This window comes from Pseudoduganella dura (assembly GCF_009727155.1).
Taxonomy (GTDB): Bacteria; Pseudomonadota; Gammaproteobacteria; order Burkholderiales; family Burkholderiaceae_D; genus Rugamonas; species Rugamonas dura.
This window is the reverse complement of sequence record NZ_WNWM01000002.1, coordinates 5,828,547-5,841,811: the sequence shown is the minus strand read 5'-3', so window position 1 is coordinate 5,841,811 and position 13,265 is coordinate 5,828,547. Positions and strand designations below refer to the sequence as shown.

Sequence of the window (13,265 nt, the reverse complement as noted above, 5' to 3'; positions counted from 1 at the left end):
ATCGGCTATCGGATTGCCCCTCGCATGTTCCCTCGCATTTTTCTTCTACCCCGCCACGGCCTTCGCGCAATGGTCCGGCAGCATCACCGCCGCGTCCGAATACCGCTACCGCGGCACGGATTTCAGCGACGGCAAGCCATCGCTTCAGGCCGGCGTGGCCTACGATGCCGGCAGCGGCTGGTATGCCGGCGGCTTTGGCGCTTCGACCCGCCTGGCCGATCGAGGCGGCACGCAACTGCTGGCGTATGGCGGTTACGCGCGGCGCCTGGCCAACGGCCTGGCCTGGGATGCCGGCATCAGCACGGTACAGGTCACGCAGGACGAATACGGCAGCTACCAGGAGCTGTATGCCGGCCTGTCGCGCGGCGGCGCCAATGGCGGCGTCTCGGCGCGCATGTCGTGGTCGCCCCGCTATGCCGGCGGCGAGGCGCGCACGCTGTACTGCGAACTCGATGCCAGCACCGCGCTGTCCGGCAAGGTGGATGCGTTCTTCCACGCGGGCACGCTGCGCACGCTGTCCGGCCCGCGCCCGCCGCAGCGTGCCGACCTGCGCGCCGGTGTCGCGGCGCGCTTCGGCGCATTCGGCCTGCAGGTGGCCTACGTGCGCAACAATCACCGGCCTGCGTACCGCTACGCGCCGGCACCGTCGCCGCATGCGGTGATCGTGTCGGTCAGCCAGGGGTTTTAAGGAACGCCGGGAATTCGACAGGTGCGCCGGCACGGGCCTCCTGCTGCGGCCGGCACTTCCGTCCGACAGTTATTGGCTTCGATAACGCAATGTGTTGACCAGCGTGTTGGTGGTGTCGATGTCGGCCAGCGCTTCGCCGGAGATGCGCAGCAGGCTGCGGCCGCGCAGGCGCAGCAGCTCGTCGATGAGCTGCTGCGCCGGCATCGCCGAGAGCGCGATCTCGATCGGCTGGACTCCCTCGTAGCTGCCATGGCTGGCGAACAGGTCGGCGAGCACCTGCCGGGTCGCCGCCTCGTCCAGCCGCCGCGGCGGCGGCGCCTTGCCGGACGGCGGCGCATCGGACAGCTGCTGCACGAGCGCATCGAAGTGCATCGCTGCCAGTTGCGGGCGCGTCTGCTGGTAAAAGTCGCGCGCCTTGCCTTCCAGGCGGCGCGGGTCGAACGCCTGCAGCGCATCCCTGCCCTGCGGGCCGCCGGCGCGCAGCATGAACGTGACGGCGCGCGCGAACGTTTCGGCATCGGGCGTGTCCAGCAGCGCGGCCACGGCCGGCACGCTGTCCGGCGAACCCACCCACATCAGTACTTCGAGCGCGCGGTTGACCACGGCCGGGTCGTTCAGCAGGCCGCGCAGGTGCCGCTCGGCGAGCTCGCCATACTGCCCGTACAGGTAGATGCAGACCGACGTCGCGTCGACCGTGTACCCTTGCTGCGGGACGGGCACGGCGACGTCGCCGCGCAGGAACACCTTGTCGATCAGCGGCAACAGCCGGGGATCGCGGTCCGCCGCGCTGGCGTGCACGAAGCGGAACAGTTGCGGGCCTTGCGACCGCGGCGCGATGCCGGCCGGGTCGATCGCGAGCAGCGCCCGCAGCGACAGGGCGCGGTCGGCCGGCTCCCCGAGCGCGCGCAGGAAATAGCCCACGTCGAGCAGCACCAGCTGGTTCGGCGCGGCCTTGTTCAGCTCGGCGGCCAGTTCGCGCCGCAGCACCGGCAGCGCGGCGGACTTGTGGTTGCCGAACCAGCGCCATGCGGCGTCGAGGTCGCGGCGCTGCGACTGGCCATCCTGGCCGGCCGCCGCAGCAGGCAACGCGCGCATCCGTGCCAGGCGGTCCATCGTTTCCTGCTCCGGGGTAACCGCCCCGCCCGCCGCGGATGCCACCGCCGCCATGGCCAGCATCGCCGCCGCCACGGTCTTCTTCACTACCGCCATGAAATTCCTCGCTTGCCCTTCAGTTGCTTCCCGGGTGCCGTTCAACCGCCCTGCAGCCGCGCCCTCTGCCCGTCGACCGTCGCGCGCCATGCGTCGAAATGCTCGCTATCCTGCCACAACTCGCGCAATTCCGAGCGCTCGGCAAGCACCAGGTCGAGCACGCGGCCGGCCTTTTCCAGCAGGTCGGGCCGCGACTTGTACTTGTCCTTCACGATGTCCACCCACTCGTCGATGGCGGCCGAGTCGTCGTCCTCCACGCCGCCGCGGCCTTCCAGCCGCAGCAGCGTTTCCACGGCCGCCAGCCCTTCGGCCCCGAACGGCGCTTCCAGGTAATCGCCGTTGTCGGGCGACAGCACGTTGTCCAGCGTGTCGCCGATGAAGTACAGGTCGTTCGATTCGTGCAGGTCTTCCGCCCAGTCCTGCGCGAAATCATTGCCGAATGGTCCTGCTGCCCACGTGCCCATGCTTCCTCCGTTTGTCCAGTCAATGCGTCATTATGGCGTGCGCACGACGCGCGACGCGGTTTGCGTCTTCACGACCTGCATCGCCGTGGCGATCAGGCTGCTCATGTCGCCCAGGTTGGCGGGCACGATCAGCGTGTTGTTGGTCCTGGCCAGCTCGCGGAACGCCTCCACGTACTGCTCGGCAACCTTGAGGTTGACCGCCTCCTCGCCGCCCGGCTGTTCGATCGCCGAGCCCACCTGGCGCAGCGCCGAGGCGGTGGCCTCGGCGATCGCGACGATGGCCGAGGCCTCGCCCTGCGCACGGTTGATGGCGGCCTGCTTCTCGCCTTCGGACCGGGCGATGGAGGCTTCGCGTTCGCCGGTGGCGATGTTGATCTGTTCCTGCTTGCGCCCTTCGGAAGCGGCGATCAGCGCCCGCTTGCCCCGCTCGGCCGTGATCTGCGCCTGCATCGCGTGCAGGATATCGGCCGGCGGCGTCAGGTCCTTGATCTCGTAGCGCAGCACCTTCACGCCCCAGTTCGCCGCCGATTCGTCGATCGCGTTGACCACCGTGGTATTGATGTGATCGCGCTCCTCGAACGTCTTGTCGAGCTCCATGCGGCCGATCACGGAACGCAGCGTGGTCTGCGCCAGCTGCGTGATCGCCGAAACGTAGTTCGACGAGCCGTACGAGGCCCGCATCGGGTCGGTGACCTGGAAATACAGGATGCCGTCCACCTGCAGCTGCGTGTTGTCCCGCGTGATGCAGACCTGCGACGGCACGTCGAGCGGGATCTCCTTCAGGATGTGCTTGTAGGCGATGCGGTCGACGAACGGCACCACGATGTTCAGGCCCGGGGCCAGCGTCGCATGGTACTTGCCGAGCCGCTCCACCACCCATGCATGCTGCTGCGGCACCACGTTGATGGTCTTGAAGACGAATACCAGCGCCACGAGCAGCACGACCAGCGCCACGCCGCCAAAAGTGATTTCCATGTGTTCTCCGTTATTGTCAGGGATAGTCAGGGCACGCCGACGATCAGCGTGCTGCCGCGCACTTCGCGGATCGTGAACGTTCCCGCCTCCGGCGCCGTGCCGGGTGCAGGCTTCCCTTCGAGTTCCACGTCCCACAAGGCGCCGCGGTACATCACGCGGGCCGCGTTGCCATGCCATTGCGGAACATGCACCGGCTGGCCGATATCCTGGTTCACGTTCGGGTCGCGCGCGGCGTCCACCTTCGCCGGCTCGTTGCGGCGGCGGCGGCGCAGCAGCACCGTTGCGGCCACGGCCACCAGCGCGGCCGCCAGCATCTGGCCCGGCAGGTCGATGCGCAGCGAAGCCACCAGCGCCCCGGCCAGCGCGCCCAGCGCGATCATCAGCAGGTAGAACGTGCCGCTGAACAGTTCCAGCGCCACCAGTACCCCGGCGGCGATGAGCCACATGATCCAGTCAGCCATCTTGTCGGTCTCCTATAAAGATGAAACCCTCGTGGCCCGGAAAGAGCGACGAGGGTTGGCGTAACGATAGAGCAATTCAACGGTGTTGGGTAGATCTCGACAATCGCTACCGTTCACACCGAGGCGAAGGCCGGGGCCGGACTTGTGGGTCCGGCCCCGGGATTCGCTTCCGGGGCAACGTTCCGCGCCGTCGGCCCGCTGGCGGATTACTTGCGCAATTCAGCCAGCTTCTGCCACGTATCCACGACCGAGTCCGGGTTCAGCGACATCGATTCGATGCCCTGCTCCATCAGCCATTCGGCCAGGTCCGGGTGGTCCGAAGGCCCCTGGCCGCAGATGCCGATGTACTTGCCCTGCTTGCGGCAGGCGGAGATCGCCATCGACAGCAGCGCCTTCACGGCCGGGTCGCGCTCGTCGAAGTCGGCGGCCAGCAGTTCCATGCCGGAGTCGCGGTCCAGGCCCAGCGTGAGCTGGGTCAGATCGTTCGAACCGATCGAGAAGCCGTCGAAGTGTTCGAGGAACTCGTCGGCCAGCACGGCGTTCGACGGGATCTCGCACATCATGATCAGCCGCAGGCCGTTCTCGCCGCGCTTCAGGCCGTTCTTCGCCAGCAGGTCGACGACCTTCTTCGCCTGGTTCACGGTGCGCACGAACGGTACCATCAGCTCGACGTTGGTCAGGCCCATCTCTTCGCGCACGCGCTTCATCGCCTGGCATTCCATGTTGAACGATTCGGCGAAATCGTCGGAGATGTAGCGCGAGGCGCCGCGGAAGCCCAGCATCGGGTTTTCCTCGTCCGGCTCGTAGCGCGAACCGCCGATCAGCTTCTTGTACTCGTTCGACTTGAAGTCGGACAGGCGCACGATCACCTTCTTCGGCCAGAACGCGGCGGCGATGGTGGCCACGCCTTCGGCCAGCTTGTCTACATAGAACGCCTTCGGCGAAGCATGGCCGCGCGCCACCGATTCCACGGCCTTCTTCAGGTCCGGATCGATGTTCGGGTATTCCAGGATCGCCTTCGGGTGCACGCCGATGTTGTTGTTGATGATGAACTCCAGGCGGGCCAGGCCCACGCCGGCGTTCGGCACCTGCTGGAAGTCGAAGGCCAGCTGCGGGTTGCCCACGTTCAGCATGATCTTCACCGGCAGCTCGGGCAGTTCGCCGCGCAGGACTTCGGAGATTTCCGTTTCCAGCAGGCCGTCGTAGATCTTGCCTTCGTCGCCTTCGGCGCACGACACGGTCACGAACGTGCCATCCTTCAGCAGCTCGGTCGCATCGCCGCAGCCGACCACGGCGGGCACGCCCAGTTCACGGGCGATGATCGCCGCGTGGCAGGTACGGCCGCCGCGGTTCGTCACGATCGCCGAGGCGCGCTTCATCACCGGCTCCCAGTTCGGGTCGGTCATGTCCGCCACCAGCACGTCGCCGGGCTGCACGCGTTCCATCTCGGATGGATCGCTGATCACGCGCACTGGGCCGGCGCCGATCTTCTGGCCGATCGCGCGGCCGGACGTGAGCACCGTGCCGGTCGACTTCAGCTTGAAGCGCTGCTGCGCGTCGGTGGCCTTTTGCTGCGACTTCACCGTTTCCGGGCGCGCCTGCAGGATGAACAGCTTGCCGTCGCGGCCGTCCTTGCCCCACTCGATGTCCATCGGGCGGCCATAGTGGCGCTCGATGATCACGGCGTATTTCGCCAGCTCGACCACTTCGGCGTCCGTCAGCGAGTAACGGTTGCGCAATTCGATCGGCACGTCGACGGTTTTCACCGAGCGGCCGGCCTTGGCTTCGTTGGTGAATTCCATCTTGATCAGCTTCGAGCCGATGTTGCGGCGGATGACCGGCGACTTGCCCAGTTCCAGCATCGGCTTGTGCACGTAGAATTCGTCGGGGTTGACGGCGCCCTGCACCACGGTCTCACCGAGGCCGTAACTCGACGTGATGAACACCACGTCCTTGAAGCCCGATTCGGTATCGATCGTGAACATCACGCCGGCCGCGCCGGTATCGGAGCGCACCATGCGCTGCACACCGGCAGAGAGCGCTACCTCGGCATGCGTGAAACCCTTGTGCACGCGGTAGGAAATGGCGCGGTCGTTGTACAGCGAGGCGAACACGTGCTTCATGGCTTCGAGCACGTTGTCGATGCCGACCACGTTCAGGAACGATTCCTGCTGGCCGGCGAACGATGCATCCGGCAAGTCTTCCGCGGTGGCGGAAGAACGCACGGCGAACGAAATCTCGGCTTCCGAATCGGCCACGAGCCTGTCGTAGAACGTGCGGATTTCCGCTTCCAGGCGCGGCTGGAACGGCGTTTCGACGATCCACTGGCGGATCTCGGCGCCGGCCTGGGCCAGCGAACGCACGTCGTCGATGTTCAGGTCGGCCAGGCGGTCGGCGATGCGCTCGGCCAGCGGCTTGCCGCCGTCGATGCTGTGCGTCAGGAAGTCGCGGAACGCCTGCGCGGTGGTGGCGAAGCCGCCCGGTACGCGCACACCCGCTTCCGCGAGCTGGCTGATCATCTCGCCGAGCGAGGCGTTCTTGCCGCCGACGGATTCCACGTCGGTCATGCGCAGGTGCTCGAACGAGGCTACATACGTGGCTTCATCGCCTGTTTTCCGCTGATTCTCCTGGTCGGGTAGTGCAAGTGCTGCGTTGGACAAGTTGGTCATGATGACACCTTACTGATGATGGGAATCTGTTGGTCTTCAGTGGGTTTGCCCCGGGCATGCCGACATGTTGTTGTTATTCTTGGCGTCGTGCAGCACAATCCGACCGTTGCCGGCCATTTTACAGCCTGTGGCGAAAATTGACAGTTCACAATCTAAAGTTGATTTCAATGACATCCGAACAACGCCCGACCTCCGCCCGTACCGTGTTTTTCGTCTCCGACGGCACCGGCATCACCGCCGAGACATTCGGCCATTCCGTGCTGACCCAGTTCGAGATGCGCTTCCGGCAGATCCGCCTGCCGTTCATCGACACGGTGGACAAGGCGCGCGCCGCGGCCCGCAAGATCAACGAGGCGGCGATCGCGGACGGCCAGCGCCCCATCATCTTCAGCACGCTCGTGCAGGCCGAACTGTCCTCGGTGATCCGGCAATGCAGCGGGCTGCACATGGACCTGTTCCAGAGTTTCGTGGCGCCGCTGGAAGAAGAGCTGGGCATGAAATCGACCCACACGATCGGCCGCTCGCACAACATCGTCGACAGCGAGGAATACCGCAACCGCATCGAGGCGATCAATTTCTCGCTGGCGCACGACGACGGCCAGTCGCACAAGAACCTGGCCGACGCGGATGTGATCCTGGTCGGCGTTTCCCGCTCCGGCAAGACGCCGACATCGCTGTACCTGGCCATGCAGTACGGCATCAAGGCGGCCAACTACCCGCTGATCCCGGACGATTTCGAGCGCGGCAAGCTGCCCTCGGCGCTGTACGCCTACAAGCCGAAGATCTTCGGCTTGACGATCACGCCGGAACGGCTGACCGAGATCCGCAACGAACGGCGCGCCGGCAGCAAGTATGCATCGATGGAGAATTGCCGCTACGAGGTCAACGAGGCGGAAAAGATGATGAAGCGCGAAGGCATCCGCTGGCTGTCGTCGACCACCAAGTCGATCGAGGAGATCTCGACGACGATCCTGCAGGAGATCAAGCCGAACCGCAGGGAGTATTGACGCGGCGAGCACTTGAACGCCGGCGCCGCCGGCAATCAGGGTATTTTCGCTGTTCGAAGGCCATCCCTGGCGGCGATGCTGTTTGCATCGCTGGTGCCGGACACCGGCTTCCTGGTGTCGGACACCGGTTTTCCGGCGCAAAATCCGTGCCACGCCAGCGAAAACCGGTGTCCGACAGCTTTTCCCGAAAAAACGGGAAAAGTGTCCGACACAAGGCGGCCGATGTTGGCGAGAACCGATGTCCGGCACCAGGCGGCTGGCCCGGCACCTCAACTGCCGGAGATTATGGTTGCCCGCTGCCGCCCGCGATCCCGTACACGTGCCCTGTGGTGTAGCTGGAATCGTCCGAAGCCAGCGTCACATACGCCAGCGCCAGCTCGCCCGGCTGGCCGGGGCGCTTCATCGGCGTGTCGCCACCGAAGGTTTCCAGCGCTTCCGGCGGCTGGCCGCCACACACCTGCAGCGGCGTCCATACCGGGCCCGGGGCCACGGCATTGACCCGGATGTTCTTTTCCGCCAGCTGCTTGGCCAGCGATTTCACGAAGGCCACCTGCGCCGCTTTCGTCTGCGCATAGTCGAGCAGGTTCGGCGACGGGTCATAGGCCTGCACCGACGCGGTGACGATGATCGCGCCACCGTTGGTCATATGCGGCACGGCGGCCTTGCAGATCCAGAAGTTGGCGTACAGGTTGGTCTTCATCGTCCAGTCGAACTGCTCGGTGGTCAGGTCGAGGATCGAATCCACCGAATGCTGCTTGGCGGCGTTGCTGACCACGATGTCGAGGCCGCCCAGTTGCTGGGCGGCATTGTCGACCAGCTTCTTGCAGAACGCCTCGTCGCGGATATCGCCCGGCAGCAGCACGGCCTTGCGGCCGGCCTTTTCGATCAGGGCCTTCACCTCCTGCGCATCCGGCTCCTCGAACGGCAGGTAGCTGATCGCCACGTCCGCGCCTTCGCGGGCATAGGCGATCGCCGCGGCGCGGCCCATGCCGGAGTCGCCGCCGGTGATCAGGGCCTTGCGGCCGGCGAGGCGCCCGCTGCCGCGGTACGTGGTCTCGCCATGATCGGGCCGCGGCGTCATCTTGCCGGCCAGCGCCGGCCACTCCTGCTGCTGGCGCTTGAACGGCGGTTTCGGATGATTCGGCTTGCGTTTTGCACCGCTGCCCTGCCCTGCTCCGGACGCCTGCGCCATCGCGCCGCCCGCCGCCGCCGCCGTGCCGGCCGCCGCGATGGTGGTCGCCACGGCGCCCACGAAGCGGCGGCGCGACGGCGCGACCGTATTGTCCGCGGTATCCGCACTGCCCTGTTCCACCTGCTTGTCGTTATGGTCCATCGAAGACTCCCCTGAAGCTGTTGTAAAGGTTGGTAGACTGCCGGGGTCACAATGTAGTCAAGATCAAAAGTCGCTGCCCACACCTTTGCGCTGGGAAAGCTGTCACAACACGGCCGCCCTGCGCGTCTGGTGAAGACCCGTCACTTTTCGCATGCCCACATGAACGACCACACCACCACCCCCTTCGATGCCTTGCGCCCCCGCCTGTTCTCGATCGCCTACCGCATGCTCGGCACCCGGGCCGATGCCGAGGACGTGGTGCAGGATGCGTGGCTGCGCTGGGCGGGCAGCGACCATGGCGCTGTGCAGTCCGCCGAGGCGTGGCTGGTGACGGTCACCACGCGCCTGTCGATCGACCGGCTGCGCGGCCGCAAGGCCGAGCGCGAAGCCTACGTGGGCTGGTGGCTGCCCGAGCCGCTGGTGGAAATGGACGAACGCACGCCCGAGAGCGCGGCCGAGCTGGCGAGCGACGTGTCGGTGGCCATGCTGTGGGTGCTGGAACGGCTGGCGCCCGAGGAGCGCGCCGCGTTCCTGATGCGGCAGGTGTTCGACCAGGACTATGCCGACCTGGCCGCCACGCTGGGCAAGAGCGAGGCCGCGTGCCGCCAGCTGGTGCATCGCGCGCAAGCCCGCGTGCAGCAGGAAAAGCCGCGCTTTGCCGTTTCGAAGGATGTGCACCGCGATGTGCTGGCGGGCTTCATGCACGCCGCCGCCAGCAACGACCGCGAGGCGATGAAGGCGTTTCTGGCGGACGATGTGCGGCTGGTGTCCGATGGCGGCGGCAAGGTGCCCTCGTTCGGCAAGATCCTCGTGGGCGCCGCCCGCATCGCCGGCGTCTACTGGTCCGTCGAACATGCCAATCCGGGCAAGGTCGCGTACCGCATGGCCCGCGTCAACGGCGAGCCGGGGCTGGTGCGCTACGTGGGCGGCGTGGTGGAATCCGCGCAGGCCTTCATCATCGACGGCAGCAGGATCGTGGCCGTCTATGCGATCCGCAATCCGGACAAGCTGGCCGCCATCGCGCCGCTGTATTGAGGGCTGGACTGCGCTCCGGCGGCCCTGGCAATCAGTTCATCGCTTCTTGCCTGTGGTTCATAGTGTGCGTGCGCGAACAAACCCGGCCGTACAATGAAATTACACTAGGCAACTTCCACAGGGGCAAGCGCGCTCGCGCGCCTTCCCGCAACACAGGAGGATGCATGGATTATGTTTTACTGGGTAACGACCTGAGCACCTGGGCGATCGCCATCGGCATCGCCGCCGCCGTCAGCATGGCGCTGTACACGGCCAACCGCATGCTGGTACGCCGCATCGGCGCGTTCGCCGAGCACACCGCCACGCACCTCGACGACATGGCCGTGCGCGTGCTGTCGAAGACCAGCACGGCTTTCATCGTCACGATGGGCATCTATGCCGGCAGCCAGTGGCTGCTGCTGTCACCGAAGGCGGAAACGCTGCTGCGCAACCTCGCGGTCGGCATCCTGCTGCTGCAGATCGCCCGCTGGCTCGACATCGGCGTGCGCGGCTGGATCGATTTCTACCGCAAGAAACGCGGCGCGACCGACGTGGCCGCCACCACCTCGACCGCGGCGCTCACGTTCGTGGTGCGCGCGGCGCTGTGGCTGATCATCATCCTGATGATCCTGGATAACTTCGGCGTCAACATCACCACGCTGGTGGCAAGCCTCGGCATCGGCGGCATCGCGGTGGCGCTGGCCGTGCAGAACATCCTGGGCGACCTGTTCTCGTCGCTGTCGATCCTGCTCGACAAGCCGTTCGTGGTGGGCGACTTCATCACCGTCGACGGCATCTCCGGCACCGTGCAGTACGTGGGCCTGAAGACCACGCGCATCCGCAGCCTGACCGGCGAGGAAATCGTGATCTCGAACAGCGACCTGCTGAAAAGCCGCATCCATAACAACCGCCGGCAGGAAACGCGCCGTATCGTGTTCAGCGTGGGTGTCACGTACGACGTCACCGAGCAGCAGCTGGAAATGATCCCGGGCATGCTGAAGGACATCGTGTCGAGCAAGGAAAACGTGAAATTCGACCGCGCCCACTTCAAGTCGTACGGCGCGTCGTCGCTGGACTTCGAGGTGGTGTATACGATGACCACCGCGGACTACGGCATGTTCATGGATGTGCAGCAGGCGATCAACTTCGAGATGTTCCGGCGGTTCAACCGCGAACGTATCGAGTTCGCCTACCCCACGCAGACCGTCAAGCTGTCGAACCCGGAAGCGCTGCGCGGCGAAGCCGCCAACGAAACCTTCGACGGCGCGCCGCGCACGGAAGAGCGGCGCCGGCCGGAACCGCTGCCGCGGCCGCGATGACCTGGTATCGGACACCGGTGTTCGCCTGCGCCATATCCGCATCGTAGGAAAACCGGTGACTGCTCGCCAGTCCCGGTCGCGCTCAAAAAAACTGCCGCCACTCCACCAGCCACTTCGGCACATCCTCCACCGGCATCGGGCTGGCGATATAGTAGCCTTGGGCATAGGTGCAGCCGAGACCCTGCAGGAAATCCCAGTCCTGCTTGGTTTCCACGCCAACGGCGCACGACATCCGGTCCAGGCTCAGCGCGAGCCCGAGGCAGGATTTGAGCACGGTGCCGATGGCGCGCTTGCGCGACGCGCCGTCGACGAAGCTGCGGTCGATCTTCAGCTCGGAGAACGGGATCGACGCCAGCAGCTGCAGGTTCGAGCGCCCGGTGCCGTAGTCGTCGATGGCCAGGCCGAAGCCCGTCATCCGCAGCCGCAGCAGCCGTTCGAGGAAGTGCGGATCGGTCTGCAGCACCGACGATTCGGTGATCTCGAACGTGATGTAGCCGGGCAGGATGCGGTGGCGTTCCAGGCAGGCGCCGATCTGGGCGATGAACTGCGGGTGCGACAGCGTGCCGGGATCGACATTGATCGAGAACGAGATCGGGATGCCCTGGTCGTGCAGCGTGCGGCACGCGGCCACCGATTTCTCGATCATGCTCCAGTCGAGGAAATCGATGCGGCCGGCCGCTTCCAGCGCCGGCATGAAGGCCGCGGGACCGAGCACGCCATGCTGCGGATGCCGCCAGCGGGCGAACATTTCCAGCCCCTTGACCTGCCCGGTCTCCAGCTCGATCTTCGGCTGGAAGAACGGATCGAATTCGCGCGCCTGCAGGCCCTTGCCGACTTCGGCGAACGAAAACGACGGCACGGCGGGCTGGCCCGCCACGTCGGCCGGCCGCGTGTAGTTGGCGATCAGTGATTCCAGCCGCTGCGCCGACACGGGCTTGGCGACGGCGCCCAGCAGGTCCACGCCATACGCCAGCGCCATCGTCTCGACGGAAAACAGGATATCGCCGCTCTGCGCGCCCACGACGATGAGGCCGGCCCGGCACTTTTCGTCAGCCAGCCGCCGGATCAGCTCCAGCCCGTCCATGCCGGCCAGTTCCAGGTCCAGCATGATGATGTCGATGGACTGCGTATCGATGGCTGGCGGCGCGCCGCCGATGGCGCGCAGCGCGGCATGGCCGTCGGGCGCCACCTGGATGTTGCGGGCGCCGGCGCTGCGCAGGACGCCGGCCAGCACTTCGCGCTGCACCGGTTCGCTCTCGGCCACCAGGAACTGCAATGCGGCGATCTCCATCATTCCTCCGTGTCAGCCGGCGCTTGCCTGGCGTTGCCTTACCTGTTCGAAGAAACAGACGGCCGCGCAGGCCGCCACATTCAGCGATTCCACCTGGCCCAGGTGCGGGATGACGACCTTATGCCGCGCCAGCGACAGCAGCTCGTCCGAGACGCCCTGCCCTTCATGGCCGAACACCCACGCCACCGGCCGGTCCAGGTCGACGTCGTACAGCTTCTGCGTCGCATAGCCGCTGGTGGCCAGCGTGGCGATCTTCGCGCCGGCCACCAGCTGCGCCAGTTCCACATTCTCGTGGATATCGAGAACGAAGTGCGCACCCATCGCGGCGCGCAGCACCTTGGGCGACCAGCAGAATGCCGTGCCGGGGCCGCAGTACACTTCGCGGATGCCGGCGGCGGCCGCGCTGCGCAGGATCGAGCCCACGTTGCCGGGATCCTGCACGTTGTCCAGCAGCACGGCGTTGGCGGCGAGCGCGCCCGTCGCGGCGGGCCGCGGCATCTCGACCAGGAACATGATGCCCACGCCATGCTCCACCTGCGACAGCGCGGCGTACAGCGCATCGGGCAGCTGCAGGCAATGCGCATGGGCGGCTTCCAGCCTGGCGACGAGCGCCACCACCTCGGGATGCCGCAGGCCGCTGTCGCTGACGATGCACTGCTCCGGCAGTCCGCGCATCTGCAGCCATGTTTCGCACAGATGCACGCCGTCGAGCAGCGTGCGGCCCGCCTTGCGCAATGCGTGCGCACTAGTGGCCAGGTGCTTGAGTTCCTTGTACTGCGCGTTGTCGCGCGACGTGATGGTCTTCACTGAAAATATTCTTTACTGAGCTTTATTG

At 66.0% G+C, this 13,265-nt stretch carries 12 protein-coding genes; 4 read left to right on the top strand and 8 right to left on the bottom strand.

Annotated features, from left to right (window positions below; translation table 11 throughout):
• Positions 1-13: 13 nt before the first annotated feature.
• Complete coding sequence (locus GJV26_RS25500; RefSeq protein ID WP_173346268.1) at positions 14-688, top strand: TorF family putative porin; 675 nt, start codon at positions 14-16, stop codon at positions 686-688.
• Between the two features lie 69 nt (positions 689-757).
• Here the strand turns inward: GJV26_RS25500 and GJV26_RS25495 are convergent, their stop codons facing one another.
• The 5 genes from GJV26_RS25495 to ppsA all read right to left on the bottom strand — a co-directional run bounded on the left by GJV26_RS25495 (position 758) and on the right by ppsA (position 6,466).
• A complete protein-coding gene (locus GJV26_RS25495) occupies positions 758-1,897 on the bottom strand; it encodes a hypothetical protein (RefSeq protein WP_155711428.1) in 1,140 nt (379 codons plus the stop codon).
• Between the two features lie 41 nt (positions 1,898-1,938).
• Positions 1,939-2,361, bottom strand: a complete 423-nt coding sequence (locus tag GJV26_RS25490) for a DUF4259 domain-containing protein (protein ID WP_155711427.1) — start codon at positions 2,359-2,361, stop codon at positions 1,939-1,941.
• Positions 2,362-2,391: 30 nt separating this feature from the next.
• Complete coding sequence (locus GJV26_RS25485; protein WP_155711426.1) at positions 2,392-3,336, bottom strand: SPFH domain-containing protein; 945 nt, start codon at positions 3,334-3,336, stop codon at positions 2,392-2,394.
• A gap of 26 nt (positions 3,337-3,362) precedes the next feature.
• On the bottom strand, positions 3,363-3,797 hold the full coding sequence (locus GJV26_RS25480; RefSeq protein WP_155711425.1) for an NfeD family protein: 435 nt from the start codon (positions 3,795-3,797) through the stop codon (positions 3,363-3,365).
• Positions 3,798-4,003: 206 nt separating this feature from the next.
• A complete protein-coding gene (gene ppsA, locus GJV26_RS25475; protein ID WP_155711424.1) occupies positions 4,004-6,466 on the bottom strand; it encodes a phosphoenolpyruvate synthase in 2,463 nt (820 codons plus the stop codon).
• 167 nt (positions 6,467-6,633) lie between these two features.
• Here ppsA and ppsR point away from each other — a divergent pair, with 167 nt between their 5' ends.
• The gene (gene ppsR, locus GJV26_RS25470; RefSeq protein WP_155711423.1) at positions 6,634-7,473 is read left to right on the top strand and encodes a posphoenolpyruvate synthetase regulatory kinase/phosphorylase PpsR; all 840 of its coding nucleotides are present in this window, start codon (positions 6,634-6,636) and stop codon (positions 7,471-7,473) included.
• 283 nt (positions 7,474-7,756) lie between these two features.
• Here the strand turns inward: ppsR and GJV26_RS25465 are convergent, their stop codons facing one another.
• On the bottom strand, positions 7,757-8,806 hold the full coding sequence (locus GJV26_RS25465; RefSeq protein ID WP_155711422.1) for an SDR family oxidoreductase: 1,050 nt from the start codon (positions 8,804-8,806) through the stop codon (positions 7,757-7,759).
• Positions 8,807-8,965: 159 nt separating this feature from the next.
• Here GJV26_RS25465 and sigJ point away from each other — a divergent pair, with 159 nt between their 5' ends.
• Complete coding sequence (gene sigJ / locus GJV26_RS25460) at positions 8,966-9,841, top strand: RNA polymerase sigma factor SigJ (protein WP_155711421.1); 876 nt, start codon at positions 8,966-8,968, stop codon at positions 9,839-9,841.
• A 164-nt stretch (positions 9,842-10,005) separates the two neighbouring features.
• Positions 10,006-11,139 carry a mechanosensitive ion channel family protein gene (locus GJV26_RS25455; protein ID WP_155711420.1) on the top strand — a complete coding sequence of 378 codons (1,134 nt, stop codon included), beginning with the start codon at positions 10,006-10,008 and terminating at the stop codon, positions 11,137-11,139.
• Positions 11,140-11,221: 82 nt separating this feature from the next.
• Here the strand turns inward: GJV26_RS25455 and GJV26_RS25450 are convergent, their stop codons facing one another.
• Complete coding sequence (locus tag GJV26_RS25450) at positions 11,222-12,433, bottom strand: EAL domain-containing response regulator (protein ID WP_229419447.1); 1,212 nt, start codon at positions 12,431-12,433, stop codon at positions 11,222-11,224.
• 9 nt (positions 12,434-12,442) lie between these two features.
• Positions 12,443-13,237 carry a TrmH family RNA methyltransferase gene (locus GJV26_RS25445; RefSeq protein ID WP_189441812.1) on the bottom strand — a complete coding sequence of 265 codons (795 nt, stop codon included), beginning with the start codon at positions 13,235-13,237 and terminating at the stop codon, positions 12,443-12,445.
• Between the last annotated feature and the right edge of the window lie 28 nt (positions 13,238-13,265).

What these genes read in the sequence shown, in the direction of transcription:
- ppsR (WP_155711423.1), top strand. Translation starts at nt 6,634, where the DNA reads ATGACATCCGAACAACGCCCGACCTCCGCCCGTACCGTGTTTTTCGTC.
- GJV26_RS25485 (WP_155711426.1), bottom strand. Translation starts at nt 3,336, where the DNA reads ATGGAAATCACTTTTGGCGGCGTGGCGCTGGTCGTGCTGCTCGTGGCG.
- sigJ (WP_155711421.1), top strand. Translation starts at nt 8,966, where the DNA reads ATGAACGACCACACCACCACCCCCTTCGATGCCTTGCGCCCCCGCCTG.
- GJV26_RS25450 (WP_229419447.1), bottom strand. Translation starts at nt 12,433, where the DNA reads ATGATGGAGATCGCCGCATTGCAGTTCCTGGTGGCCGAGAGCGAACCG.
- ppsA (WP_155711424.1), bottom strand. Translation starts at nt 6,466, where the DNA reads ATGACCAACTTGTCCAACGCAGCACTTGCACTACCCGACCAGGAGAAT.
- GJV26_RS25455 (WP_155711420.1), top strand. Translation starts at nt 10,006, where the DNA reads ATGGATTATGTTTTACTGGGTAACGACCTGAGCACCTGGGCGATCGCC.
- GJV26_RS25465 (WP_155711422.1), bottom strand. Translation starts at nt 8,806, where the DNA reads ATGGACCATAACGACAAGCAGGTGGAACAGGGCAGTGCGGATACCGCG.
- GJV26_RS25480 (WP_155711425.1), bottom strand. Translation starts at nt 3,797, where the DNA reads ATGGCTGACTGGATCATGTGGCTCATCGCCGCCGGGGTACTGGTGGCG.
- GJV26_RS25495 (WP_155711428.1), bottom strand. Translation starts at nt 1,897, where the DNA reads ATGGCGGTAGTGAAGAAGACCGTGGCGGCGGCGATGCTGGCCATGGCG.
- GJV26_RS25490 (WP_155711427.1), bottom strand. Translation starts at nt 2,361, where the DNA reads ATGGGCACGTGGGCAGCAGGACCATTCGGCAATGATTTCGCGCAGGAC.